Source organism: Bradyrhizobium sp. 521_C7_N1_3 (genome assembly GCF_052075975.1).
Classification (GTDB): Bacteria; Pseudomonadota; Alphaproteobacteria; order Rhizobiales; family Xanthobacteraceae; genus Bradyrhizobium; species Bradyrhizobium japonicum.
The window spans coordinates 310,623-329,138 of record NZ_CP197232.1; the positions used below are offsets into that span (position 1 = coordinate 310,623).

Consider the following 18,516-nt stretch of genomic DNA (forward strand, 5'->3'; position numbering starts at 1 on the left):
GGGTGAGAGAAAGTGTTGCGCCTAAGCGCGGTCGCTGTAGGCGAGCTTGACGATGTGGTCGCGGACGTCGACCGGCCAGTCGGCGATCAGTCCGGTGAAGCGCCGCCGGTCATCCGCGAACAGGGCGCGCGAAGCTTCCTCGAACTGCGGCAGATTACCCGCCATGGTCGACATGAAGTGATAGGCCGCATCGCGGGCCTGCCGCTCGCGGTCCTTGTCGCCGCTTACGCGTCTTGCCTCGTCGACGAGCTTCCGCAACGCGACCGAGGCGCCGCCCGGTTGCGCGTTGAGCCATTCCCAGTGGCGCGGGAGCAGCGTCACCTCGCGCGCGACCACGCCGAGCTTGGGCCGGCCGCGCCCGCGGGGCTCGCTCGGGGGCGCGGTCTCCTCGACCGGCGGCGGGATGAGCTTCGCCACCCGCGCCAGCACCTCGCGATCCCCGCCGCGCAGATCGAAGTCGATCGATCGGCCGGTGCCGTCCTCGAAGATGATGATGGGTTCGTCCGGCGGTGACGTCATCCGCTTGACGACCAGCGCGACCTCTCCTGCTGGCCCGGACGCCAGGCGGCGATGACCCTGGAAGGCCGTGAAAATCCGTTGCATTGAAATCATTGCCATATTGATGACGTTGGCCCTTTAATATCCGGGTAAATTGCTCGCGTCAATATACCCGGGTGAAATTATCCGTCTGGATGGCTCGACATTGCGTTCCCGGGCTGGCACGAACGGCGCGGCCGACCGCGCCTAGCCTGGGGACCTCAACGATGCTGACCGTTCACCACCTCAACAATTCCCGCTCGCAGCGGGTGCTGTGGCTGCTCGAGGAGTTGGGCGTGCCCTACGAGATCGTGCGCTATCAGCGCCAGCCGGACATGCGCGCGCCGAAGGAGCTGCGCGCCATCCATCCGCTCGGCAAGTCGCCCGTCATCACCGACAACGGCAACACCATCGCCGAGTCAGGCGCGATCATCGAATATCTCATCGCCACCTACGGCAACGGCCGGCTGATTCCGCCGCCGAACACGCCGGAGCGGCTGCGCTTCACCTATTGGCTGCACTATGCGGAGGGCTCGGCGATGCAGCCGCTGCTGCTCAAGCTGCTGTTCACGCTGATGCCGAAGCGCGCACCCGCGCTGCTTCGCCCGCTGGTGCGCAAGGTCTCGAACCAGGCGCTCACCGCGCTGGTCAATCCGCAGCTCAAGCAGCACATGGATTATTGGGAAGGCGAGCTCGGCAAGAGCGAGTGGTTTGCCGGCAACGAGTTCACCGCCGCCGACATCCAGATGAGCTTCCCGCTCGAAGCCGCGCAGGCGCGTGGCGGGCTCGAGCTCGGCCATCCCAAGGCGATGGCATTCCTGGAGCGCATCCACGCGCGGCCGGCCTATGCCAGAGCGCTGGAAAAGGGCGGGCCGTATCAGGTGGGACGGTAAGTCTCTCTTCCGTCATTCCGGGGCGGTGCACAGCACCGAACCCGGAATCTCGCGCCACAATCTTGAGATCCCGGGTTCGGCTCTTCGAACCGCCCCGGGATGAAGTCGAGTAGTCAGTCCGCGTGCAGCACGCGCCCGCGCGTCTCCGGCAGCGCGAAGGCCGCAATGAAGAATAACGCGTAAGCCACCACCGCGAACATCGCGATCGCATTGGCGAGCGACGTCGTCGCCGAGAGCGCGCCGACCAGGAACGGAAACAGCGCGCCGATGCCGCGGCCGAAATTGTAGCAGAAGCCCTGGCCGGAGCCGCGCAGCCGCGTCGGATAGAGCTCGGTCAGGAACGCGCCGATTCCCGAGAAATAGCCCGAGGCGAAGAAGCCGAGCGGGAAGCCGAGCACCCACAGGATCTCGTTGGTCAGCGGCAGCTGCGTGTAGAGCAGCACCACGGCCATGGCGCCGATCGAGAAGATCAGGAACAGATTGCGCCGGCCGATGCGATCCGCGAGCCAGGCCCCGACGAGATAGCCGATGAAAGAGCCGATGATCAGCGTCGAGAGATAACCGGTCGAACCGACGATCGACAGGTGCCGCTCCTTGGTCAAGAACTGCGGCACCCAGAAGGTGATCGCGTAGTAGCCGCCCTGGCAGCCGGTCGCCATCAGCGAGGCCAGGATCGTGGTCTTCAGGATCGGGCCGGAGAAGATTTCCCAGAGCGCCGGACGATCGCCGCTCGCGGCCTGTTTTGCGCGGGCCTCGGCCGCGATCTCGGGCTCGGTGACGGAGCGGCGGATGTAGAACACCAGCAACGCCGGCAGCGCGCCGATCACGAACATCCAGCGCCATGCCGTCTCGGCCGGTATCAGCGAGAACAGGATCGCCTGCGACAGCACCGCGAGACCCCAGCCGACCGCCCAGCCGGACTGCACCGAGCCGACTGCGCGTCCGCGATATTGCGGCCGGATCGCCTCGCCCATCAGCACGGCGCCCGCCGCCCACTCGCCGCCGAAGCCGAGGCCGAGCACGGCGCGTGCGATCAGGAGCTGGTCGAAATTCTGCACGACCGCGCAGACCAGCGAGAAGAACGAGAACCAGATGATGGTGATCTGGAGCGTCCTGACACGTCCGATATGATCGGAGAGGTAGCCGCCGAGCCAGCCGCCGATCGCGGAGGCCAGCAGCGTCACGGTGCCGGCGAGTCCGGCCGAGGCCGCATCGACCTTCCACAGCGCGATGATGGTGCCGATCACCAGCGGATAGATCATGAAGTCCATGCCGTCGAGCGCCCAGCCCGCGGCGCAGGCCCAGAACGTCCGCCGCTCCGGCGCGTTCATGTCGCGGTAGAAGGCGAGAAGGCTGGTGTCTTCGATCTCCGCGCGCTCAATGCGCTGGGTCGGATCGGCTGTGCTCATGTGCGTTTCCCCGGCGGTTCCTTGAAGCTGCGCGGTGGTAGCACGCATGGCAGCCCGCGCAAGCAGGCGCGCGCTGCCGTGCCATGCAACGGCGAGACTACTGTCCCGCGGCTTCCGCGCCGCGGGTACGCGGATCGGGCGCGCCGAATGGCCCGTTCGGCGTCACCAGAATCGAATTGGCCGAAGTCTGTCCCATCGGCTCGACGATGAGGTGATCCATCGCCTTCAGCTCGACCAGCACATCGCCGGGAAAGCCGCTCTCGACGCGCACCTCGTCCGGCAGCCATTGGTGATGCAGCCGTGGCGCAGCGACGGCGGCGGCCACATCCATCTTGTAGTCGAGCACGTTGACGATGACCTGGAGCACGGTCGAGATGATGCGGCTGCCGCCGGGCGAGCCCGTCACCAGCACCGGCTTGCCGTCCTTGAGCACGATGGTCGGGGACATGGAGGACAACGGCCGCTTGCCGGGCCCGGGCAGATTGGGCTCGAAACCGACGAGGCCGTAGGCGTTGGAAGCGCCGACCGCTGCGGTGAAATCGTCGAGCTCGTTGTTGAGCAGCACGCCGGTTCCGTCGGCAACGAGGCCGACGCCGTAGCTGAAGTTCAGCGTATACGTGTTGCTGACGGCATTGCCGCCGGCATCGACGACAGAAAAATGCGTGGTGTTGGTCCCCTCGCGCGGCGCGGGAGGGGCGGAGATGAGCTGCTTCGACGGCGTAGCGCGCTCCGTGGAGATGCCGGCGCGCAGCTTGGCGGCGTAGTCCTTTGCAGTGAGCGTCTCGATCGGTGCATTGACGAAGGCGGGATCGCCGAGATAGCGCGCACGATCCGCATAGGCGCGCTTCATGGCTTCGATCAGCAGATGCAGCGAAGCCGGCGACCCCTGTTTTAGATCGGCCAGCTGAAAGCCCTCGAGGATGTTGAGCGTCTCCACCAGCACCACGCCGCCGGAGGAAGGCAGCGGCATCGAGACAATGTCGTAGCCGCGATAGGTGCCGTGCACCGGGGCACGGATCACTGCAGAATAGGATTTCAGATCGGCCGGCGTCATGATCCCGCCGGCGTCAGCCACGGCCTTGGCGAGCTTGTCCGCGACCGGCCCCTCATAGAAGCCGCGTGGCCCCTGTGCGGCGACGGCCGACAGCGTTTCGGCGAGATCGCTCTGGACCAGCCTGTCGCCTTCGCCGAGCGCCGTGCCGTCGGGGCGCGAGAAGATCTTGGCCGACGACGGCCAGCGCGCCAGCCGCCGGTGCCAACCCGGCAGCGTGTCGGCAATGTCGTCGGTGACGACAAAGCCGTCGCGGGCGAGCCCAATCGCGGGCTCGAGCAGCTGTGCCAGCGTGAACCGGCCCGAGCCGTATTTTTCCAAGGCCAGCGCAAGACCTGCGACGGTGCCTGGCACGCCGACGCCGAGCGCGGAATCCCGCGACTTCACCGCATCGGGCTTGCCGTCAGCGCCGAGGAAGATCTGCGGGGTGGTCGCGGCCGGCGCGGTCTCGCGATAGTCGATCGTGATGTCCTCGTTGCGCTCGGCCGAATGGATCACCATGAATCCGCCGCCGCCGATATTGCCGGCGCGCGGATACGTCACGGCCATCGCAAAGCCGGTGGCGACCGCGGCGTCGACCGCGTTGCCACCGCGGCGCAGGATGTCGGCGCCGACTTGCGCCGATATTTTTTCCTGCGCCACCACCATGCCGTGCTCGGACGGAACGGCGTGCACCGTGTCGAGCGCGGGTGGGACATAGGTCCGCCGCGCATCCTGTGCGGCCGCAGACGCAAGACCAAACGCCAGAGTGGCAACGAAGGCGAAAAATGTCCGCCGTGTCGAATATGACGACATATCAAGCTTCCGCCGTGGCCTCGGGCCAGTTCACACGCGTCGCTTCAATGCTATACGGTTTGCCCTCACAGAGGCAAAACTGTTCGTGATGGGGACTGGAATATGACGACGATCGCCCCGGATGCGCGCTTGGCCGGCGCGCAGCGGACCTATCCGCCGCGCGCCGCCATCATCAGCTGGATTTTTTTCGACTGGGCCGCGCAGCCTTATTTCACGCTGATCACGACCTTTGTTTTCGCACCCTATTTCGCCACCAGCATTGCGCCAGATCCCGCCACCGGCCAGTCGTTGTGGGGCTTCGCGATGGCGGCTGCGGGCCTCGCGATCGCGCTGATGTCGCCGGTGCTCGGCGCCATTGCCGATGCCTCAGGCCGCAGGAAGCCGTGGATCGCGGGATTCGGCGCGCTGCTGGTGCTGGCGGCCTGCACGCTCTGGATCGGCAAGCCCGGCGATCCCGCCATCATTGCGCCGCTGCTCACCGCGGTCGCACTCGCCAGCGTCGGCGCGGAATTCGCCACCGTCTTCAACAACGCGATGATGCCGACCCTGGTGCCGCCCGAGCGGATCGGCCGGCTCTCCGGCACCGGCTGGGCCACGGGTTACATCGGCGGCATCGTCAGCCTCGTCATCGTGCTCGGCTTCCTCGCCGCCAATCCCGAGACCGGCCGCACGCTGCTCGGCTTCAGGCCGCTGTTCGGGCTCGATCCGGTCAGCCACCAGGGCGATCGCATCGTGGGACCGCTGACCGGGCTGTGGTTCATCATCTTCGTGACGCCATTGTTCCTGTTCACGCCGGATTATCCGGCGAAGCATCCGGTGCGCGAGGCGCTGCGCGAGGGATTGTCGGATCTCAGGCAATCGATCAAGGGTCTGCCGCAGCGGAAATCGCTCGCGGCATTCCTGCTCGCCAACATGATCTATACCGACGGGCTGGTGTCGCTGTTCGCGTTCGGCGGCATCTATGCCGCCGGCACCTTCGGCTGGCACACGATCCAGATCGGCACCTTCGGCATCATGCTCGCGATTGCCGGCGCCCTTGGCGCTTGGCTCGGCGGCAAGCTCGACGATCGTCTCGGGCCGAAGCGCGTCATCGCCGGCAGCCTGCTTGTTCTGTTGCTGGCGGTGGCGGCGATTCTTCTGGTCGACAAGGGCAGTGTCCTCTTCGTCAAGGTCGCGCCGCCTCTTCCGGGCGCGCCCTTGTTCTCGAGCGCGGCCGAGCGCGCCTATCTCGTTTTGGGTTGTCTCATCGGCGCTGCTGGCGGCCCGCTTCAGGCCGCCTCGCGCACGCTGCTGATCCGTCTCGCGCCCAAGGACCGCATCGCGCAGTATTTCGGCCTGTTCGCGCTGACGGGGAAGGTAACGTCCTTCATCGGCCCGCTGCTGATCGGCATGATCACCGCGGTGACGGCGAGCCAGAAGGCCGGCATGGCCGTGCTGGTGGTGTTCTTCGTCGCCGGGTTGGGGCTGTTGATGCGGGTGAGGGATTAGTAGCGGAGCCCGGATGGAGCGAAGCGCGATCCGGGGCCGCTGTTGCTGAGACGTGAGACCCGGATTTCGCTGCGCTCCATCCGGGCTACGCTCGCGATGAGTTAGTGCCTGAAGTGCCGCGTGCCCGTGAACACCATGGCGATGCCGTGCTCATCGGCGGCCTTGATCACCTCGTCGTCGCGCATGGAGCCGCCGGGCTGCACCACGGCGGTGGCGCCGGCCTCGATGCAGGCGAGCATGCCGTCGGCGAACGGGAAGAACGCATCCGACGCCACCACCGAGCCCTTGGTGAGCGGCTCGGCGAGCTTGAGCTCATTGGCTGCGTCCTGCGCCTTGCGCGCCGCGATCCGCGCTGAATCCACCCGGCTCATCTGGCCCGCGCCGATGCCGACGGTGGCGAGATCCTTGGCGTAGATGATGGTGTTGGACTTGACGTGTTTTGCCACGCGGAACGCGAATTTCAGATCGCGCATCTCGGCGTCGGTGGGCGCACGCTTGGTCACAACTTTGAAGGTCATGTCGTCGACCACGGCGTTGTCGCGGCTTTGCACGAGAAGACCGCCGGCGACCGTCTTGGCGGTGAGGCCAGGCGCGCGCGGATCGGGCAGGCTGCCGGCGAGCAGGAGGCGCAGATTCTTGCGCGCGCCGATGATCGCGATCGCCTCCTCGCTGGCATCGGGCGCGATGATCACCTCGGTGAAGATCTTTGTAATCTCGCGCGCGGTGTCGGCGTCGAGCGCGCGGTTCATCGCGATGATGCCGCCGAACGCCGAGGTGGAATCGCAGGCCAGCGCCTTGCGATAGGCGCTGACGAGATCGGAGCCCTCGGCGACGCCGCACGGATTGGCGTGCTTGACGATGACGCAGGCCGCGGTGCGCTTGGCGTCGAACTCGCCGATGCACTCATAGGCCGCATCGGTGTCGTTGATGTTGTTGTAGGAGAGCTCCTTGCCCTGGAGTTGCCGCGCGGTCGAGACGCCTGGCCGCTTGTCGGGCGTCGCATAGAACGCCGCGGTCTGGTGCGGGTTCTCGCCATAGCGCAGCGACTGGATCAGTCTGCCGCCGAAGGCGCGGAAGTCGGGCGCGTCGATTTCGAGCTGGCGGTTGAACCAGTTCGAGATCGCGGCGTCATAAGCGCCGGTGCGCGCATAGGCCTTTGCGGCAAGCCGCCGGCGCAGCTTCAACGTCGTCGATCCGTTGTTGGCCGCGAGCTCGTCGAGCACGGCCTTGTAGTCCTCGGCCTCGACCACGACGGCGACGTCGTCATGGTTCTTCGCCGCGGCGCGGATCATCGCGGGGCCGCCGATGTCGATGTTCTCGATGCAATCCTCGAAGCCCGCGCCTTTGTCGACGGTGGCCTCGAACGGATACAGGTTGACGACCAGGAGATCGATCGGCGCGATGCCGTGCGCCTTCATGGCGTCCGCATGTTCCTTGTTGTCGCGGATCGCGAGCAGGCCGCCATGCACCTTCGGATGCAGCGTCTTGACGCGGCCGTCCATCATCTCGGGGAAGCCGGTGAGGTCGGAAACGTCCTTCACCTTGAGGCCGGCTGCGGCGATCGCCTTGGCGGTGCCGCCGGTCGAGACCAGCTCGACATCGTGCGCGGCAAGCGCCTTTGCGAACTCGATCAGGCCGGTCTTGTCGGAGACGGAGAGAAGAGCACGGGTGACGCGGCGGGGATGGTCAGTCATGAGCAAGATCCTCTGTCTTAAGGAGTGTCTATGCCCAGGCGCGCGGCTTCTGTATCCCGCGCTTCCCGATGGTGCTCCATCCAAGGTCGCCAGTCGCGCGAGCGAGGGCTCGATAGCAGCTTTCGGCCGTTTTCACAACGATGAGATGGGGCCGAATCGTGCGCGTTTACAGCGGAAGTTCCGGCTCGCGCCGGGCGTTGCGGCGGGCATTGGTGACCGCCGGCGAAGCGGTGGAGCGGACGAAGCTCCAGCGGATCGACGGCGCCTGCCGCGCATCCTGCCGGATCACGATCTGCGCGGTGCGGCGCGGGCCGTCATTGCCGGCCAGGAACACGCTGTCCTCGAGGTCGACCTTGTCGTCGAGCGCCTCGAAGGTCCAGACGTCGCGGTTCGGCAGCACCAGCATGACGCCGCGGGCATCCGACAGCCGGCTCGCTTTCACCGCCGGATGCAGATGGAAGCGTAGTGCGAAATCCGCGTCGGCGCCCTTGAAGCGTCCGCCCTGCAGCGGCGACAGCGTGTCCTCGCCGTCGATGCGTGCGCCGTCATTGGCGACCATCAGCACGCGGCGATGGATCGCGCCGAATTTCGCGAGGTAGCCGTCATGCGAGGTCGTGAGCAGCGTGCCGTTCTGAACGATCTCGCGATAGCTCTCGACCTCGACGGGGCCGCTGGTGACCGGCGAGCCGTGCAGGAGGCGCTTCATCGCCGACATCTCGACGAACTGACACGAGGACGTCTCGTGATAGGTCAGCGTCGAATGCGCCGCGGTGCCGCGTGCGAACGGCCGCCAATTGTCGCGGCCCGTGGTCGGCATGCCGCAATTGGTGACGATGCGGCTGATGCCGGAAGACAATTCGAACGACAGGCAGCCGGCATGGGCGTCGTGGCTGACGCCGGCCGGCGGCGGCGGGCCGGTGTCGATGATCAGCGTGGTCTGGCCGGCGTCGAGGCGCTGGAAGCCGGTATGCGGCATGTTCGCCATCGGCGCACCGTGGGTGTCGTCATAGGCGAGCAGCGTGGCGAGCAGGTCCGAGGGCGTCGCGCTCATGCCGTTGAACAGCGCGAAATTGCCGTCGCCGTGCCGGAAGAAGCGCAGCATCGGCATCATGCGGTCGATCGCATTGAGCAGCGCCGGCGGCGGCGCGATGTTGCGCGCAGCAAAGGTCTGCCGCAGCGGCAACAGGTCGATCAGGAGCTCGATCAGCGCGCCCGGATTGCGCGAGATGTGGCCGCCGTCGGGCAGGATCTGCCGCTGCAACTCGTCCGAAAGCTTTTTCGACGCGCTGCGGATCTGTCGCGCCTGGTTGGCAAGGCACAGCGCCGCGTAGCACAGCGCGATCTGCACCTGGAGCTTCGGCACCCCGTCGGGAATGTTGACCATGGTGTAGCGCAGGAGGCGGATCTCCCGCGCCAGCGCCCGCAAATAGCGGCGGTAGAATTTGTTGTCGGTGTCGTTGAGCACCAGCGGCGCCTGCGACAGCAGCGAGATCACACGCCGCGCCAGCACGTCGGCGCGCCGCGCGACGGGGCGGCGCTTGTTGGCGGGGTTGGCGATCCAGTCCTCGACCAGCGCGCGCGCATTAGCCCGCGTCAGCGCGGTGTCGGCGGCGCGCAGATGGCGCAGCCAGCCGAAGCCGAGCAGCGCGACCTCCCAGTCTTCCGACGGCGGTTCGAGATCGAAGATCGAGCGGCCGTGGCAATTGACGATCTTGCCGGCGAAGACGAAGCGGCCGGCATAGATCTCGGCGGCGCGGGTCGCATCCGCCGTGCGCAGGTCATGCGGCGCGATGATCAGCCGGTCGGTACGGCCGGGCCAGACCCGCGACAGCGCAACGGAACCGCCGCTCGCGCGCGCGAGCATGTTCCGCGCGAAGCGGTTCATCACCAGCGTCGAGATACGTCTGCGTTGAGCGACCGACACGCCTTGCCTTGGAGGGGGAGAGGATTAACGACGAATCCTTCTTAATCCCAAAATCGGACGTCTGACACCATCTTGAAGTGTCGCGAATCAGCGCCGGCGCAAAAACCGGTGCAAAATCAGGATTTAACGAGCCGGGCTGCGTAGAATCCGTCGAGCCCGCCGAGCTTGGGATCGGCGTTCGGCAGGTGGCTGGGCAGCGTGCGCAGGTCGCCCTCCGTGGTGATGATCTCGCTGAGCCCCGAGACCTCGGAAGCTTCGATCGGCACGCGGCGCAGGCCACCCTCCGTGGCCAGCAGCGCCGCGATCGCCTGCTCGCCCTCTTCGGGTTCCAGCGAACAGGTGCAGTAGACCAGCGTCCCGCCCGGCTTGAGCAGCGAGACGGATTTCTTCAGCAGCCGCCGCTGGAGCGCGGTCAGGGCGGCGACGTCGGATTCCTGCCGGAGCCACGCGACGTCGGGATGGCGCCGGATCGTGCCGGTTGATGTGCAGGGCGCGTCGATCAGGATGCCGTCAAAACCCTCGGCAGGGCCGGCCCATTCCACGGCGTCGGCGACGACAGTCTCGGCCTGGAGCGACAGCCGCGTCAGATTCTCGCGCAGACGCGCCACCCGGGCGGGTGAGCGGTCGATCGCCGTGACATGCGCGCCGGCCTGTGCCAGTTGCGCGGTCTTGCCGCCCGGGGCGGCGCAGAGATCGGCAACGGCCTTGCCCTTGATGTCGCCGAACAGCCGCGCCGGCAGCGCCGCGGCGGCGTCCTGCACCCACCATTGTCCTTCGGCAAAGCCCGGCAGCACCGTCACCGAGCCGTGCAGCAGCATCCGCACCGTGCCGGTCGGCAGCGTCTCGCCATGCAGGCGGCTCGCCCATTGCGCGGCGTCCGATTTCACGGTGAGGTCGAGCGAGGGCTCGTGGCCGAGCGCCAGCGCCATGTCCCTCGCGGTCGCCTCGCCGTAATGCGCGCTCCAGCGCGCGAGCAGCCAGGGCGGCAGGTCCAGCGATTGATTGGCAACTTCGTCCACCAGCGCCTTGCCCTCGCGCGCGCAGCGGCGCAGCACGGCATTGACGAGGCCGGCATAACGCGCGGCACGCCGGTCGGATTGGACGAGGCGGACGGAGAGATCGACCGCGGCGTGATCGGGCACGTCCATCCAGAGGATCTGGGCGGCGCCGATCAGGAGTGCGCTCTGCGCGCGCGGCGCTTCTGAGGGAATGCCCTTGTCGAGCAGGCGGGACAGCACATGGCCGAGCGTGCCGAGCCGGCGCAGCACGGTCGCGACCAAGCGGCGCATCAGCGCGCGGTCGCGGTCGGCGAGCGTCTTCAATCCGGGATGGGCACCGCTGCCGTCGAGCTGATCGTCAAGCGTGCGGTGCTTGTGCAGCACACCGTCGACGATGTCGGCGGCAATCCGCCGCGCCGCGAGACCGGGCACTTCGGACGGAGGAGCGAAACGTTGAGATGGCATGCGGACGCAAGGTTCTGAGCGAGCGGCAGTTCCGCCGCAATGGGCGCATGCCTCGAGAGAGCTATCTCTGGCACGCGAATATGCCAAATGTAAGAATGGCCTCTCGCCTTTACAGCCCGTCATGACCATCTCAGCAATGCGTTATTGGACGTCGCACACCCCGTGATCCTGCGCTAGGAACCGCCGAGATGAGTGACCAGCCCCCTGTTCCCGATCGCAAGCCGCTTCCGCCAGCCGCCCAGCGCGCGCTGGCCGAGGCCGAGGCGCGCCGGCAGGCTGCTGCTGCCCACGCCGCGGCGGCGCCGAAGGAATTGCAGGGGCCGAAGGGGCCTGAGCCCACCCGCTATGGCGATTGGGAACGTAAGGGCATCGCGTCGGACTTTTGAGACTGGCTTTTGAGGCTGTCTTGCCGGATCGCCCGACTCAGCCCTAGCGTGCGCGGATGCCGCGTTTCGATCCCAGCCATCCATACCGGCCCTCATACAGTGGTTCGCCGTTCGGCCGTCACTTCTCCGGGCTGTTGCCGTGGATGTTCGTGGTCGCAATCGTGGTGGCCGTCGTGCTTACGTTCCGGCACGGGATGAACTGGCCCTTCCCGCATGCGATCGACGGTCAATCGCGAGATGCCCAGATCATTTTGCAGCAGGCCAATCCGGACATCCGTCAGCCGGTCGACGTCATTCGCACGATCGACGGCGATACCTTTCTCGCTCGCGTGCACCAGCGCGACGGACGCGTTCTCGTTGCGCGCGTTCGCCTGCGCGGTATCGATGCGCCGGAGATGAAGGCATCCTGCCAGGATGAATTGGACAAGGCTCAAGCGGCGACCGGCGCGCTGCGCGATCTGCTCGGCCAGGGCGGCGTGACGATCACCAATCTCGGCCCCGACAAATACGGCCGTGTTCTCGCCAACGTTGCGACAAGGCGAACTGCGGACGTATCTGCCGCGTTGCTCGCGGGCGGTTACGCGCGGAGCTACAATGGCGGCCATCGCGACGGCTGGTGCGCGCGCGGCTGGCGCTTCTGGTAACAAAAGAGCCGCGTCGAAAGACGCGGCTCTTGCTTGCCTGATCCCCGCGGTCAGCGCGTCACGACCACCGTCGTGCCGACCGAGACGCGGCTGTAGAGATCGGTGATGTCGTCGTTGAGCATGCGGATGCAGCCATAGGAGACGAAGCCGCCGACCGAGCCCGGCACATTGGTGCCGTGGATGGCATATTCGCCGCCGGCCAACGTCATCGCCGCAACGCCCATCGGGTTGCGCGGCGAGCCGCCCGGAATAACATCGGGGATGCTGGGCTTGTCGCGCTTCACTTCCGCAGGCGGCGACCAGGCCGGGTTGAGATATTTGCCGTCGATGCGGGTGGTGCCGGACCATTGCTTGCCGGACTTGCCGACGCCGACCGGGTAGCGCACGGCGTGGCCGTTATCGAGGATGAGATAGAGCCGCCGCTCGTTGGTTTTGACCACGATGGTGCCCGGCGAATAATCGGCCAGGTGCGCCCCCACCATTTCCGGCCGCGCCTGCGCGGCCGTCGACATCAAGACCCCGGCCCCGATGGTGGCGGCGAGCGCCACAGCAATTCTTACCGACATCAATTTTTCCTCTGCCCCGAACGGATCGTCCAAAACTACGCAGCACCGGCAATTGCCCGCTTGCCCGGATATTCTTAACCGCGCCTGTTAACCGGATGGTTTCCACGCGCGGCCGCCAAGGGCCCGCCAGCAGGGGGAACAAAGAAAATGTTCGAAGTAAAGTAAATGACAAGAAAACAACACTCGGCTGGAATGACGCGAGCGCGCCGCCGCGGGCCCTGACAAGTGCGTGAGGGTGTGAATGGCCGTTATTTCAGGGGGGAATGCGTCCCGGACGCGCTGCAGCGCCTTGGCGCTGCTGCGCAGAGCCGGGACCCAGGAGGCCACACGCTCTGCCGTTGGATCGGCCCCGGCTCTGCAGCGCACCGCTGAAGAAGCGCTGCGCTGCGTCCGGGGCACGAGGGCGTGCCTTACGCCGACTTCTTGTTCTGCCGGTTCTTGACGAGATCGTCGACGACGGCCGGATCGGCGAGCGTCGAGGTATCGCCGAGGCTGCCCGGCTCGTCCTCGGCGATCTTGCGCAGGATGCGGCGCATGATCTTGCCGGAGCGGGTCTTGGGCAGGCCCGGTGCGAACTGGATCTGGTCGGGCGAGGCGATCGGACCGATCTCCTTGCGCACCCAGGTGACGAGCTCCTTGCGCAAATCTTCGGTCGGCTCGACGCCGGCCATCAGGGTGACATAGGCGTAGATGCCCTGGCCCTTGATGTCGTGCGGGAAGCCGACCACGGCGGCTTCCGATACCTTCTCGTGCGCAACCAGCGCGCTCTCGACTTCGGCGGTGCCCATGCGGTGGCCGGAGACGTTGATGACGTCGTCGACGCGGCCGGTGATCCAGTAATAGCCGTCGGCATCGCGCCGGCAGCCGTCGCCGGTGAAATACTTGCCCTTGTAGGTCGAGAAATAGGTCTGCTCGAAGCGGGCATGGTCGCCATAGACCGTGCGCATCTGGCCCGGCCATGACCGCGTCAGGCAGAGATTGCCTGATGTCTCGCCGTCCAGCACCTTGCCGTCGGCATCGACGATCTCGGGCACGACGCCGAAGAACGGCTGCGTCGCCGAGCCCGGCTTCAGCCTGGTCGCGCCCGGCAGCGGCGTGATCAGGATGCCGCCGGTCTCGGTCTGCCACCAGGTGTCGACGATCGGGCAGCGATCGTCGCCGACGACGCGGTGATACCACTCCCAGGCTTCCGGATTGATCGGCTCGCCGACCGAGCCGAGCAGCCGGAGGCTTGCGCGCGACGTCTTCTTTACGGGCTCGTCGCCGCTCTGCATCAGCGCGCGGATCGCGGTCGGCGCGGTGTAGAAGATGTTGACCTTGTGCTTGTCGATGACGTTCCAGAAACGGGAATTATCCGGGTAATTCGGCACGCCTTCGAACATCAGCGTGGTCGCACCGTTCGCCAGCGGCCCGTAGAGGATGTAGCTATGTCCGGTGACCCAGCCGACGTCGGCGGTGCACCAGTAGATGTCGCCGTCGTGATAGTCGAAGACGTATTGATGCGTCATCGCGGCGAACACCAGATAGCCGCCGGAAGTGTGCAGCACGCCCTTGGGCTGGCCGGTCGAGCCTGAGGTATAGAGGATGAACAGCGGATCCTCGGCATGCATGTGCTCGGCCGGGCATTCCGTCGTCACCATTTTGGCGGCGTCGTGATACCAGAGATCGCGTGACGGATTCATCTCGACCGTGCCGCCGGTGCGCTTGACCACGACGACCCAGTCGACGCCGTCGGCCTTGGCGAGCGCCGCGTCGACATTGGCCTTCAGCGGCACCTTCTTGCCGCCGCGCAGACCTTCGTCCGCGGTGATGATGACCTTGGACTGGCAGTCGTTGATGCGCTGGGCGAGGCTGTCGGGCGAGAAGCCGGCGAACACCACGGAGTGGATCGCGCCGATCCGCGCGCAGGCCAGCATCGCGTAGGCCGCTTCCGGAATCATCGGCAGGTAGATGGTGACGCGGTCGCCCTTCTTGACGTTGCGGGTGCGCAGGATGTTGGCCATCCGGCAGACCTCGTCGTGCAGCTCCTTGTAGGTGATGTGGCGGGACTGCGAGGGATCGTCACCTTCCCAGATGATCGCGGTCTGGTTGGCGCGCTTGTGCAGGTGCCGGTCGATGCAGTTCCAGGCGACGTTGAGGACGCCGTCCTCGAACCATTTGATCGAGATGTTGCCGGGCGCGAAGGAGACGTTCTCGATCTTCGTCGGCGCGTGCATCCAGTCGATGCGCTTGGCCTGCTCAGCCCAGAAGGCGTTCGGGTCCGAGATCGAGCGGGCGTACATGTCCTTGTACTTGGCTTGGTCGATCCAGGCGCGCTTGGCCCATTCCGCGGGGACGTCGTAGGTCTTCTCGGACATGCTTCCCTCCAGATACGGCAAGCCGAGCCCAGGCGACTGGCGAGCCGACGTCATCATTGAACCGATTATGCGTCCGCCTAACCGGACCCGACAAGGAGCACAAGCTGGACCTTCGGCGAGCGGCCGGCCATGCGGAAGATCAACGCCGCCCGGCGCGACTGTCGCAGATCTGAAACAGGCCGGCGCGGCTTTCCAGGTCTTTACCAAGACGCCGGAATAGCCCCATGCAGGGCGTCCATGCGCCGCAGGAGGTATTTAGAAACCGCCTCTCACTGATTCGGGACTCGCAATGCGGTTCGGAACACCCTAAGTGGCTAACCCGGGTCCCAAGAGACCGTCCAAGAGACCTCCAAGAGACCCTTGGAACAAAAATCAGAACAGCGGCATTGACCGATAACAGACAGGGCTAAGGCTTAAGACTATGATGGATCAGCAGAATCTCGGGACGATGCGGCTCGCTTCGGCCGATCCTGCTGCTGTCGCGCTGGCCAAAGCCCTCGGACAATGGCCGAAACCGGCCGGTTCCGCCCGTCTCAGCCCGAAAAAGGTCTTCGACGCCGCGCCCGCGGCGACTGTCGAGGCGCTCGCCAAGGAGCTGGGGCTGCGGCTCGGCGACCAGAACGAGCTGACCATCCGCCGCGTCAGGCGCGGCAAGGGCTATTCCTTCGTCCGCCCCAATGGCGCGCATATCCGCGACGCCCGCACCATCCGCCGGCTGCACGCCATGGCGGTGCCGCCGGCCTATCGCGAGGTGCGTTACTCGGCCGATCCGAGCTCGCATCTCCAGGCGGTGGGACGCGATGCCGCGGGCAGGCTGCAATACCGCTACCACGCCGATTGGGAAAAGGTCCGCGAGCACCGCAAGGCGCACCGGCTGGAAAAGCTCGTCGGCGCGCTGCCAAAGATCCGGCGCAAGGTCTCGGCGTTCCTGTCGGGTGACGAGCCGACGCGTGAATTCGCACTCTCGGCCGTGATCGAGCTGATCGCACGCACTGCGATCCGTCCCGGCAACGAATCCTATGCCCGCCTCAACGGCACCCGCGGCGCCACCACGATGCTGAAGTCGAACGTTACGCTCGAGGACGATTCCTTCGTGCTGACCTTCAAGGCCAAGGGCGGCAAGGCGGTGCGCAAGGAGTGCGACGCGGCCAAGCTGGTGCGCGCCATCGGCATCCTGAACGGCGTTCCCGGCAAGCGCATGTTCCAGTATCGCGACGCCTACGGCATCGTGCGCGCGGTCAGCACCACGCAGGTGAACGCGTTTCTGCGCGAGATCGCCGGCATCAAGATTTCGCTGAAGGATTTTCGCACGCTGATGGCGTCCGCGGTCGTGGTGGAATCGCTGTCGCGGATCACGCCGGCGACCAGCCAGCGCGGCCGCAAGAAGCAGGTGCTGGACGCGATCCGCGCCGCAGCCGACAAGCTTTCCAACACGCCGGCGATCTGCCGCAAGAGCTACGTCCACGACACCATCGTCACCGCCTTCGAGGACGGTATCCTCGAACGCTTCGCCGCCACCATGAAGGGCCAGCGTTCGCAGGCCAGGCGCGAGCAACTCTTGCAGCAGGTGGTGGCGACCGCGGCGGTGTGATCCGCCCGACGTCGCTACATTTTGTCGGATACACCCGTGTCCGGACCGGGATCGCTGCCCGCGGCTGCGCTCGTGAGCCGGCCCAGATAATGCGCCCATCCTTTCGCGTGCGCGGCGGCCTGTTCCTCGGTCGGGAGCCCGCTATGGGTCATGCGCAGCAGCGTGCCGCCGTCGCGCTCGATCAGGTCGATCTCGATCAGGCTCGAGCCGGGCGGCACTTCCTGACCGCCCTCCCAGCCGAATGTGTAGGCCAGGCGATGCACCGGCACGACCTCGCGGAAGGTGCCGCGGCCAACGCCGCCGCGCGGGCCGATGCCCTTGAGGAGATAGAGCCCGCCGGGATGCGGCTCCGTGGTCGCGTCGGAACCCATCCAGCTCAGGATTTTCTCGGGGTCGGTCAAATAGGCGAAGACGGTGGCGCGGGGGGCTGCGATCTGGGTTTCGCGTCGCACTACGAATGGCTCGGTCATCGGCGATCATCCCTCGGCTGACACTGGCCACATGGCGGCGGCGGAGCGGTGCGTCAAGGATTGCCCGTGACAAAGACGGCCGACCTTCGCCATCATCGGGCCATGCAGCTCTCCCGGACCCTCGCCTGGCTCGTCGATGCCGCCTCGGACTGCCCCGGAGCCGACCGTCTGCTCGCGGAACTCGGCGCTCATCTGGTCGCCGACGGTGTGCCGCTTGCGGCAGGCAGCCTGACGTTGGAGGTGCCGCATCCGCTGATCGCGAAGCGGACCTGGCTGTGGCGCGCGGAGACCGGCCGGGTCATCGAGGCGCTCGGCTTCGCACCAAGTGGGCTGGCACCCGACCCGCCCGATGATGCCGGGCGCCGCTGGCTGCGCGACATCGCGCGCGGCGAGGTGCACGAAGAGGTGGTCGGACGACAAGATGGGCCGCAGCTCGGCTGGATCGGGCCGCGTCCGTTCACCGCAGACGAGATCGAGCAATTGCGCCAGGCTGCGCGTTTCGCCGCGACGCCGCTGGCCGTGCTCGCTGCGCGCGCCACGTTGCGCGCGACGCTCGATGCCTATCTCGGCAAGCGCAGTGCGGAGCGGGTGCTGGCGGCGCCGCTGCGGCGTGATCTCGGCGAGACCATTCAAGCCGCCCTGCTCTACGCCGATCTGCGCAACTTCACGACCTTGTCGGAGACCACACCGCCGGCCGACGTCATCGCAGCGCTCGACGCCTGGTTCGATCGCATCGCCGGTGCTGTTCATGCCTTCGGCGGCGAGGTGCTGAAATTCATCGGCGACGGCGTGCTCGCGATCTTCCCGGTGGTCGAGGCCTCACCGCGCCGCGCCTGCGACGCCGCCCTGCGTGCCGCAGGCGCAGCCGAAGCCGGCATGGCGTATCTCAACGGGGAGCGCGGCGCTCAAGGACTGCCGCCGCTTGCATTCGGCGCGGCCCTTCATCTCGGCGAAATACTCTGGGGCAATATCGGCGCCGCCAACAGGCTCGATTTCACGGCGATCGGTCCCGCCGTCAATCTCGCCAGCCGGCTGGAGGGATTGTGCAAGCCCCTGGAACGGACCGTGCTGGTATCGGGGGCGCTGGCCGCGGAGACGGACACGCCTCTCGTCGCGCTCGGATCGCATCCGTTGCGCGGCATCGCGTCGCCCTGCGAGGTGTTTACGCTGCCGGAGACGCAAACCCGGATATCGTAGCCCGGATCGAGCGAAGCGTAATCCGGGGCCGTGCCCCAATCCCAACTTTCC

At 66.5% G+C, this 18,516-nt stretch carries 15 protein-coding genes and 1 riboswitch; of the genes, 6 read left to right on the forward strand and 9 right to left on the reverse strand.

Going from position 1 to position 18,516, the window contains the following annotated elements; all coding sequences use genetic code 11:
* Positions 1–21: 21 nt before the first annotated feature.
* Positions 22–603, reverse strand: coding sequence for a DUF2239 family protein (locus tag AB7008_RS01415; protein ID WP_249155945.1), 582 nt, complete (start codon positions 601–603; stop codon positions 22–24).
* Positions 604–764: 161 nt separating this feature from the next.
* Between AB7008_RS01415 and AB7008_RS01420 the strand changes: the two genes are divergently transcribed.
* The gene (locus AB7008_RS01420; protein WP_014490749.1) at positions 765–1,430 is read left to right on the forward strand and encodes a glutathione S-transferase family protein; all 666 of its coding nucleotides are present in this window, start codon (positions 765–767) and stop codon (positions 1,428–1,430) included.
* Positions 1,431–1,543: 113 nt separating this feature from the next.
* Here AB7008_RS01420 and AB7008_RS01425 read toward each other — a convergent pair whose 3' ends face one another.
* On the reverse strand, positions 1,544–2,839 hold the full coding sequence (locus tag AB7008_RS01425; protein WP_039155286.1) for an MFS transporter: 1,296 nt from the start codon (positions 2,837–2,839) through the stop codon (positions 1,544–1,546).
* Between the two features lie 97 nt (positions 2,840–2,936).
* Positions 2,937–4,685: a gamma-glutamyltransferase gene (ggt, locus tag AB7008_RS01430; RefSeq protein ID WP_441258312.1), complete on the reverse strand. Its 1,749-nt coding sequence runs from the start codon at positions 4,683–4,685 to the stop codon at positions 2,937–2,939.
* A gap of 102 nt (positions 4,686–4,787) precedes the next feature.
* Between ggt and AB7008_RS01435 the strand changes: the two genes are divergently transcribed.
* Entirely contained in the window at positions 4,788–6,173 is a 1,386-nt protein-coding gene (locus tag AB7008_RS01435; RefSeq protein ID WP_441258313.1) for an MFS transporter, read from the forward strand.
* 101 nt (positions 6,174–6,274) lie between these two features.
* On the opposite strand, the gene purH is transcribed toward AB7008_RS01435, so the two are convergent.
* From purH to AB7008_RS01450, 3 genes are all read right to left on the reverse strand, one after another.
* Entirely contained in the window at positions 6,275–7,867 is a 1,593-nt protein-coding gene (purH, locus tag AB7008_RS01440) for a bifunctional phosphoribosylaminoimidazolecarboxamide formyltransferase/IMP cyclohydrolase (protein WP_039155288.1), read from the reverse strand.
* A gap of 25 nt (positions 7,868–7,892) precedes the next feature.
* Positions 7,893–7,974: riboswitch (ZMP/ZTP riboswitch) on the reverse strand.
* A gap of 59 nt (positions 7,975–8,033) precedes the next feature.
* On the reverse strand, positions 8,034–9,752 hold the full coding sequence (locus AB7008_RS01445) for a heparinase II/III family protein (protein WP_441261171.1): 1,719 nt from the start codon (positions 9,750–9,752) through the stop codon (positions 8,034–8,036).
* Between the two features lie 155 nt (positions 9,753–9,907).
* Positions 9,908–11,254 (reverse strand): RsmB/NOP family class I SAM-dependent RNA methyltransferase, encoded by a 1,347-nt coding sequence (locus tag AB7008_RS01450; RefSeq protein ID WP_248880911.1) that lies wholly within the window; start codon positions 11,252–11,254, stop codon positions 9,908–9,910.
* 188 nt (positions 11,255–11,442) lie between these two features.
* Between AB7008_RS01450 and AB7008_RS01455 the strand changes: the two genes are divergently transcribed.
* Together AB7008_RS01455 and AB7008_RS01460 are read left to right on the forward strand one after the other, a co-directional pair.
* Positions 11,443–11,640 (forward strand): DUF1674 domain-containing protein, encoded by a 198-nt coding sequence (locus AB7008_RS01455; RefSeq protein ID WP_028151091.1) that lies wholly within the window; start codon positions 11,443–11,445, stop codon positions 11,638–11,640.
* A 56-nt stretch (positions 11,641–11,696) separates the two neighbouring features.
* Positions 11,697–12,284, forward strand: coding sequence for a thermonuclease family protein (locus tag AB7008_RS01460; RefSeq protein WP_071908726.1), 588 nt, complete (start codon positions 11,697–11,699; stop codon positions 12,282–12,284).
* Positions 12,285–12,334: 50 nt separating this feature from the next.
* Here AB7008_RS01460 and AB7008_RS01465 read toward each other — a convergent pair whose 3' ends face one another.
* Together AB7008_RS01465 and acs are read right to left on the reverse strand one after the other, a co-directional pair.
* A complete protein-coding gene (locus tag AB7008_RS01465; protein ID WP_304492279.1) occupies positions 12,335–12,850 on the reverse strand; it encodes a L,D-transpeptidase in 516 nt (171 codons plus the stop codon).
* 410 nt (positions 12,851–13,260) lie between these two features.
* On the reverse strand, positions 13,261–15,207 hold the full coding sequence (gene acs / locus AB7008_RS01470) for an acetate--CoA ligase (protein ID WP_028158652.1): 1,947 nt from the start codon (positions 15,205–15,207) through the stop codon (positions 13,261–13,263).
* A 421-nt stretch (positions 15,208–15,628) separates the two neighbouring features.
* On the opposite strand from acs, the gene AB7008_RS01475 reads away from it, so the two are divergent.
* On the forward strand, positions 15,629–16,798 hold the full coding sequence (locus AB7008_RS01475) for a DNA topoisomerase IB (protein ID WP_441258314.1): 1,170 nt from the start codon (positions 15,629–15,631) through the stop codon (positions 16,796–16,798).
* Positions 16,799–16,812: 14 nt separating this feature from the next.
* Here AB7008_RS01475 and AB7008_RS01480 read toward each other — a convergent pair whose 3' ends face one another.
* Positions 16,813–17,268, reverse strand: a complete 456-nt coding sequence (locus AB7008_RS01480; RefSeq protein ID WP_041957300.1) for an SRPBCC family protein — start codon at positions 17,266–17,268, stop codon at positions 16,813–16,815.
* Between the two features lie 102 nt (positions 17,269–17,370).
* On the opposite strand from AB7008_RS01480, the gene AB7008_RS01485 reads away from it, so the two are divergent.
* Positions 17,371–18,465 carry an adenylate/guanylate cyclase domain-containing protein gene (locus AB7008_RS01485; protein WP_441261172.1) on the forward strand — a complete coding sequence of 365 codons (1,095 nt, stop codon included), beginning with the start codon at positions 17,371–17,373 and terminating at the stop codon, positions 18,463–18,465.
* Positions 18,466–18,516 lie beyond the last annotated feature (51 nt).

Excerpts from the sequence above, each read along its gene's own strand:
- AB7008_RS01415 (WP_249155945.1), bottom strand. The coding sequence starts at position 603 with ATGCAACGGATTTTCACGGCCTTCCAGGGTCATCGCCGCCTGGCGTCC.
- AB7008_RS01420 (WP_014490749.1), top strand. The coding sequence starts at position 765 with ATGCTGACCGTTCACCACCTCAACAATTCCCGCTCGCAGCGGGTGCTG.
- AB7008_RS01425 (WP_039155286.1), bottom strand. The coding sequence starts at position 2,839 with ATGAGCACAGCCGATCCGACCCAGCGCATTGAGCGCGCGGAGATCGAA.
- ggt (WP_441258312.1), bottom strand. The coding sequence starts at position 4,685 with ATGTCGTCATATTCGACACGGCGGACATTTTTCGCCTTCGTTGCCACT.
- AB7008_RS01435 (WP_441258313.1), top strand. The coding sequence starts at position 4,788 with ATGACGACGATCGCCCCGGATGCGCGCTTGGCCGGCGCGCAGCGGACC.
- purH (WP_039155288.1), bottom strand. The coding sequence starts at position 7,867 with ATGACTGACCATCCCCGCCGCGTCACCCGTGCTCTTCTCTCCGTCTCC.
- AB7008_RS01445 (WP_441261171.1), bottom strand. The coding sequence starts at position 9,752 with ATGAACCGCTTCGCGCGGAACATGCTCGCGCGCGCGAGCGGCGGTTCC.
- AB7008_RS01450 (WP_248880911.1), bottom strand. The coding sequence starts at position 11,254 with ATGCCATCTCAACGTTTCGCTCCTCCGTCCGAAGTGCCCGGTCTCGCG.
- AB7008_RS01455 (WP_028151091.1), top strand. The coding sequence starts at position 11,443 with ATGAGTGACCAGCCCCCTGTTCCCGATCGCAAGCCGCTTCCGCCAGCC.
- AB7008_RS01460 (WP_071908726.1), top strand. The coding sequence starts at position 11,697 with ATGCCGCGTTTCGATCCCAGCCATCCATACCGGCCCTCATACAGTGGT.
- AB7008_RS01465 (WP_304492279.1), bottom strand. The coding sequence starts at position 12,850 with ATGTCGGTAAGAATTGCTGTGGCGCTCGCCGCCACCATCGGGGCCGGG.
- acs (WP_028158652.1), bottom strand. The coding sequence starts at position 15,207 with ATGTCCGAGAAGACCTACGACGTCCCCGCGGAATGGGCCAAGCGCGCC.
- AB7008_RS01475 (WP_441258314.1), top strand. The coding sequence starts at position 15,629 with ATGATGGATCAGCAGAATCTCGGGACGATGCGGCTCGCTTCGGCCGAT.
- AB7008_RS01480 (WP_041957300.1), bottom strand. The coding sequence starts at position 17,268 with ATGACCGAGCCATTCGTAGTGCGACGCGAAACCCAGATCGCAGCCCCC.
- AB7008_RS01485 (WP_441261172.1), top strand. The coding sequence starts at position 17,371 with ATGCAGCTCTCCCGGACCCTCGCCTGGCTCGTCGATGCCGCCTCGGAC.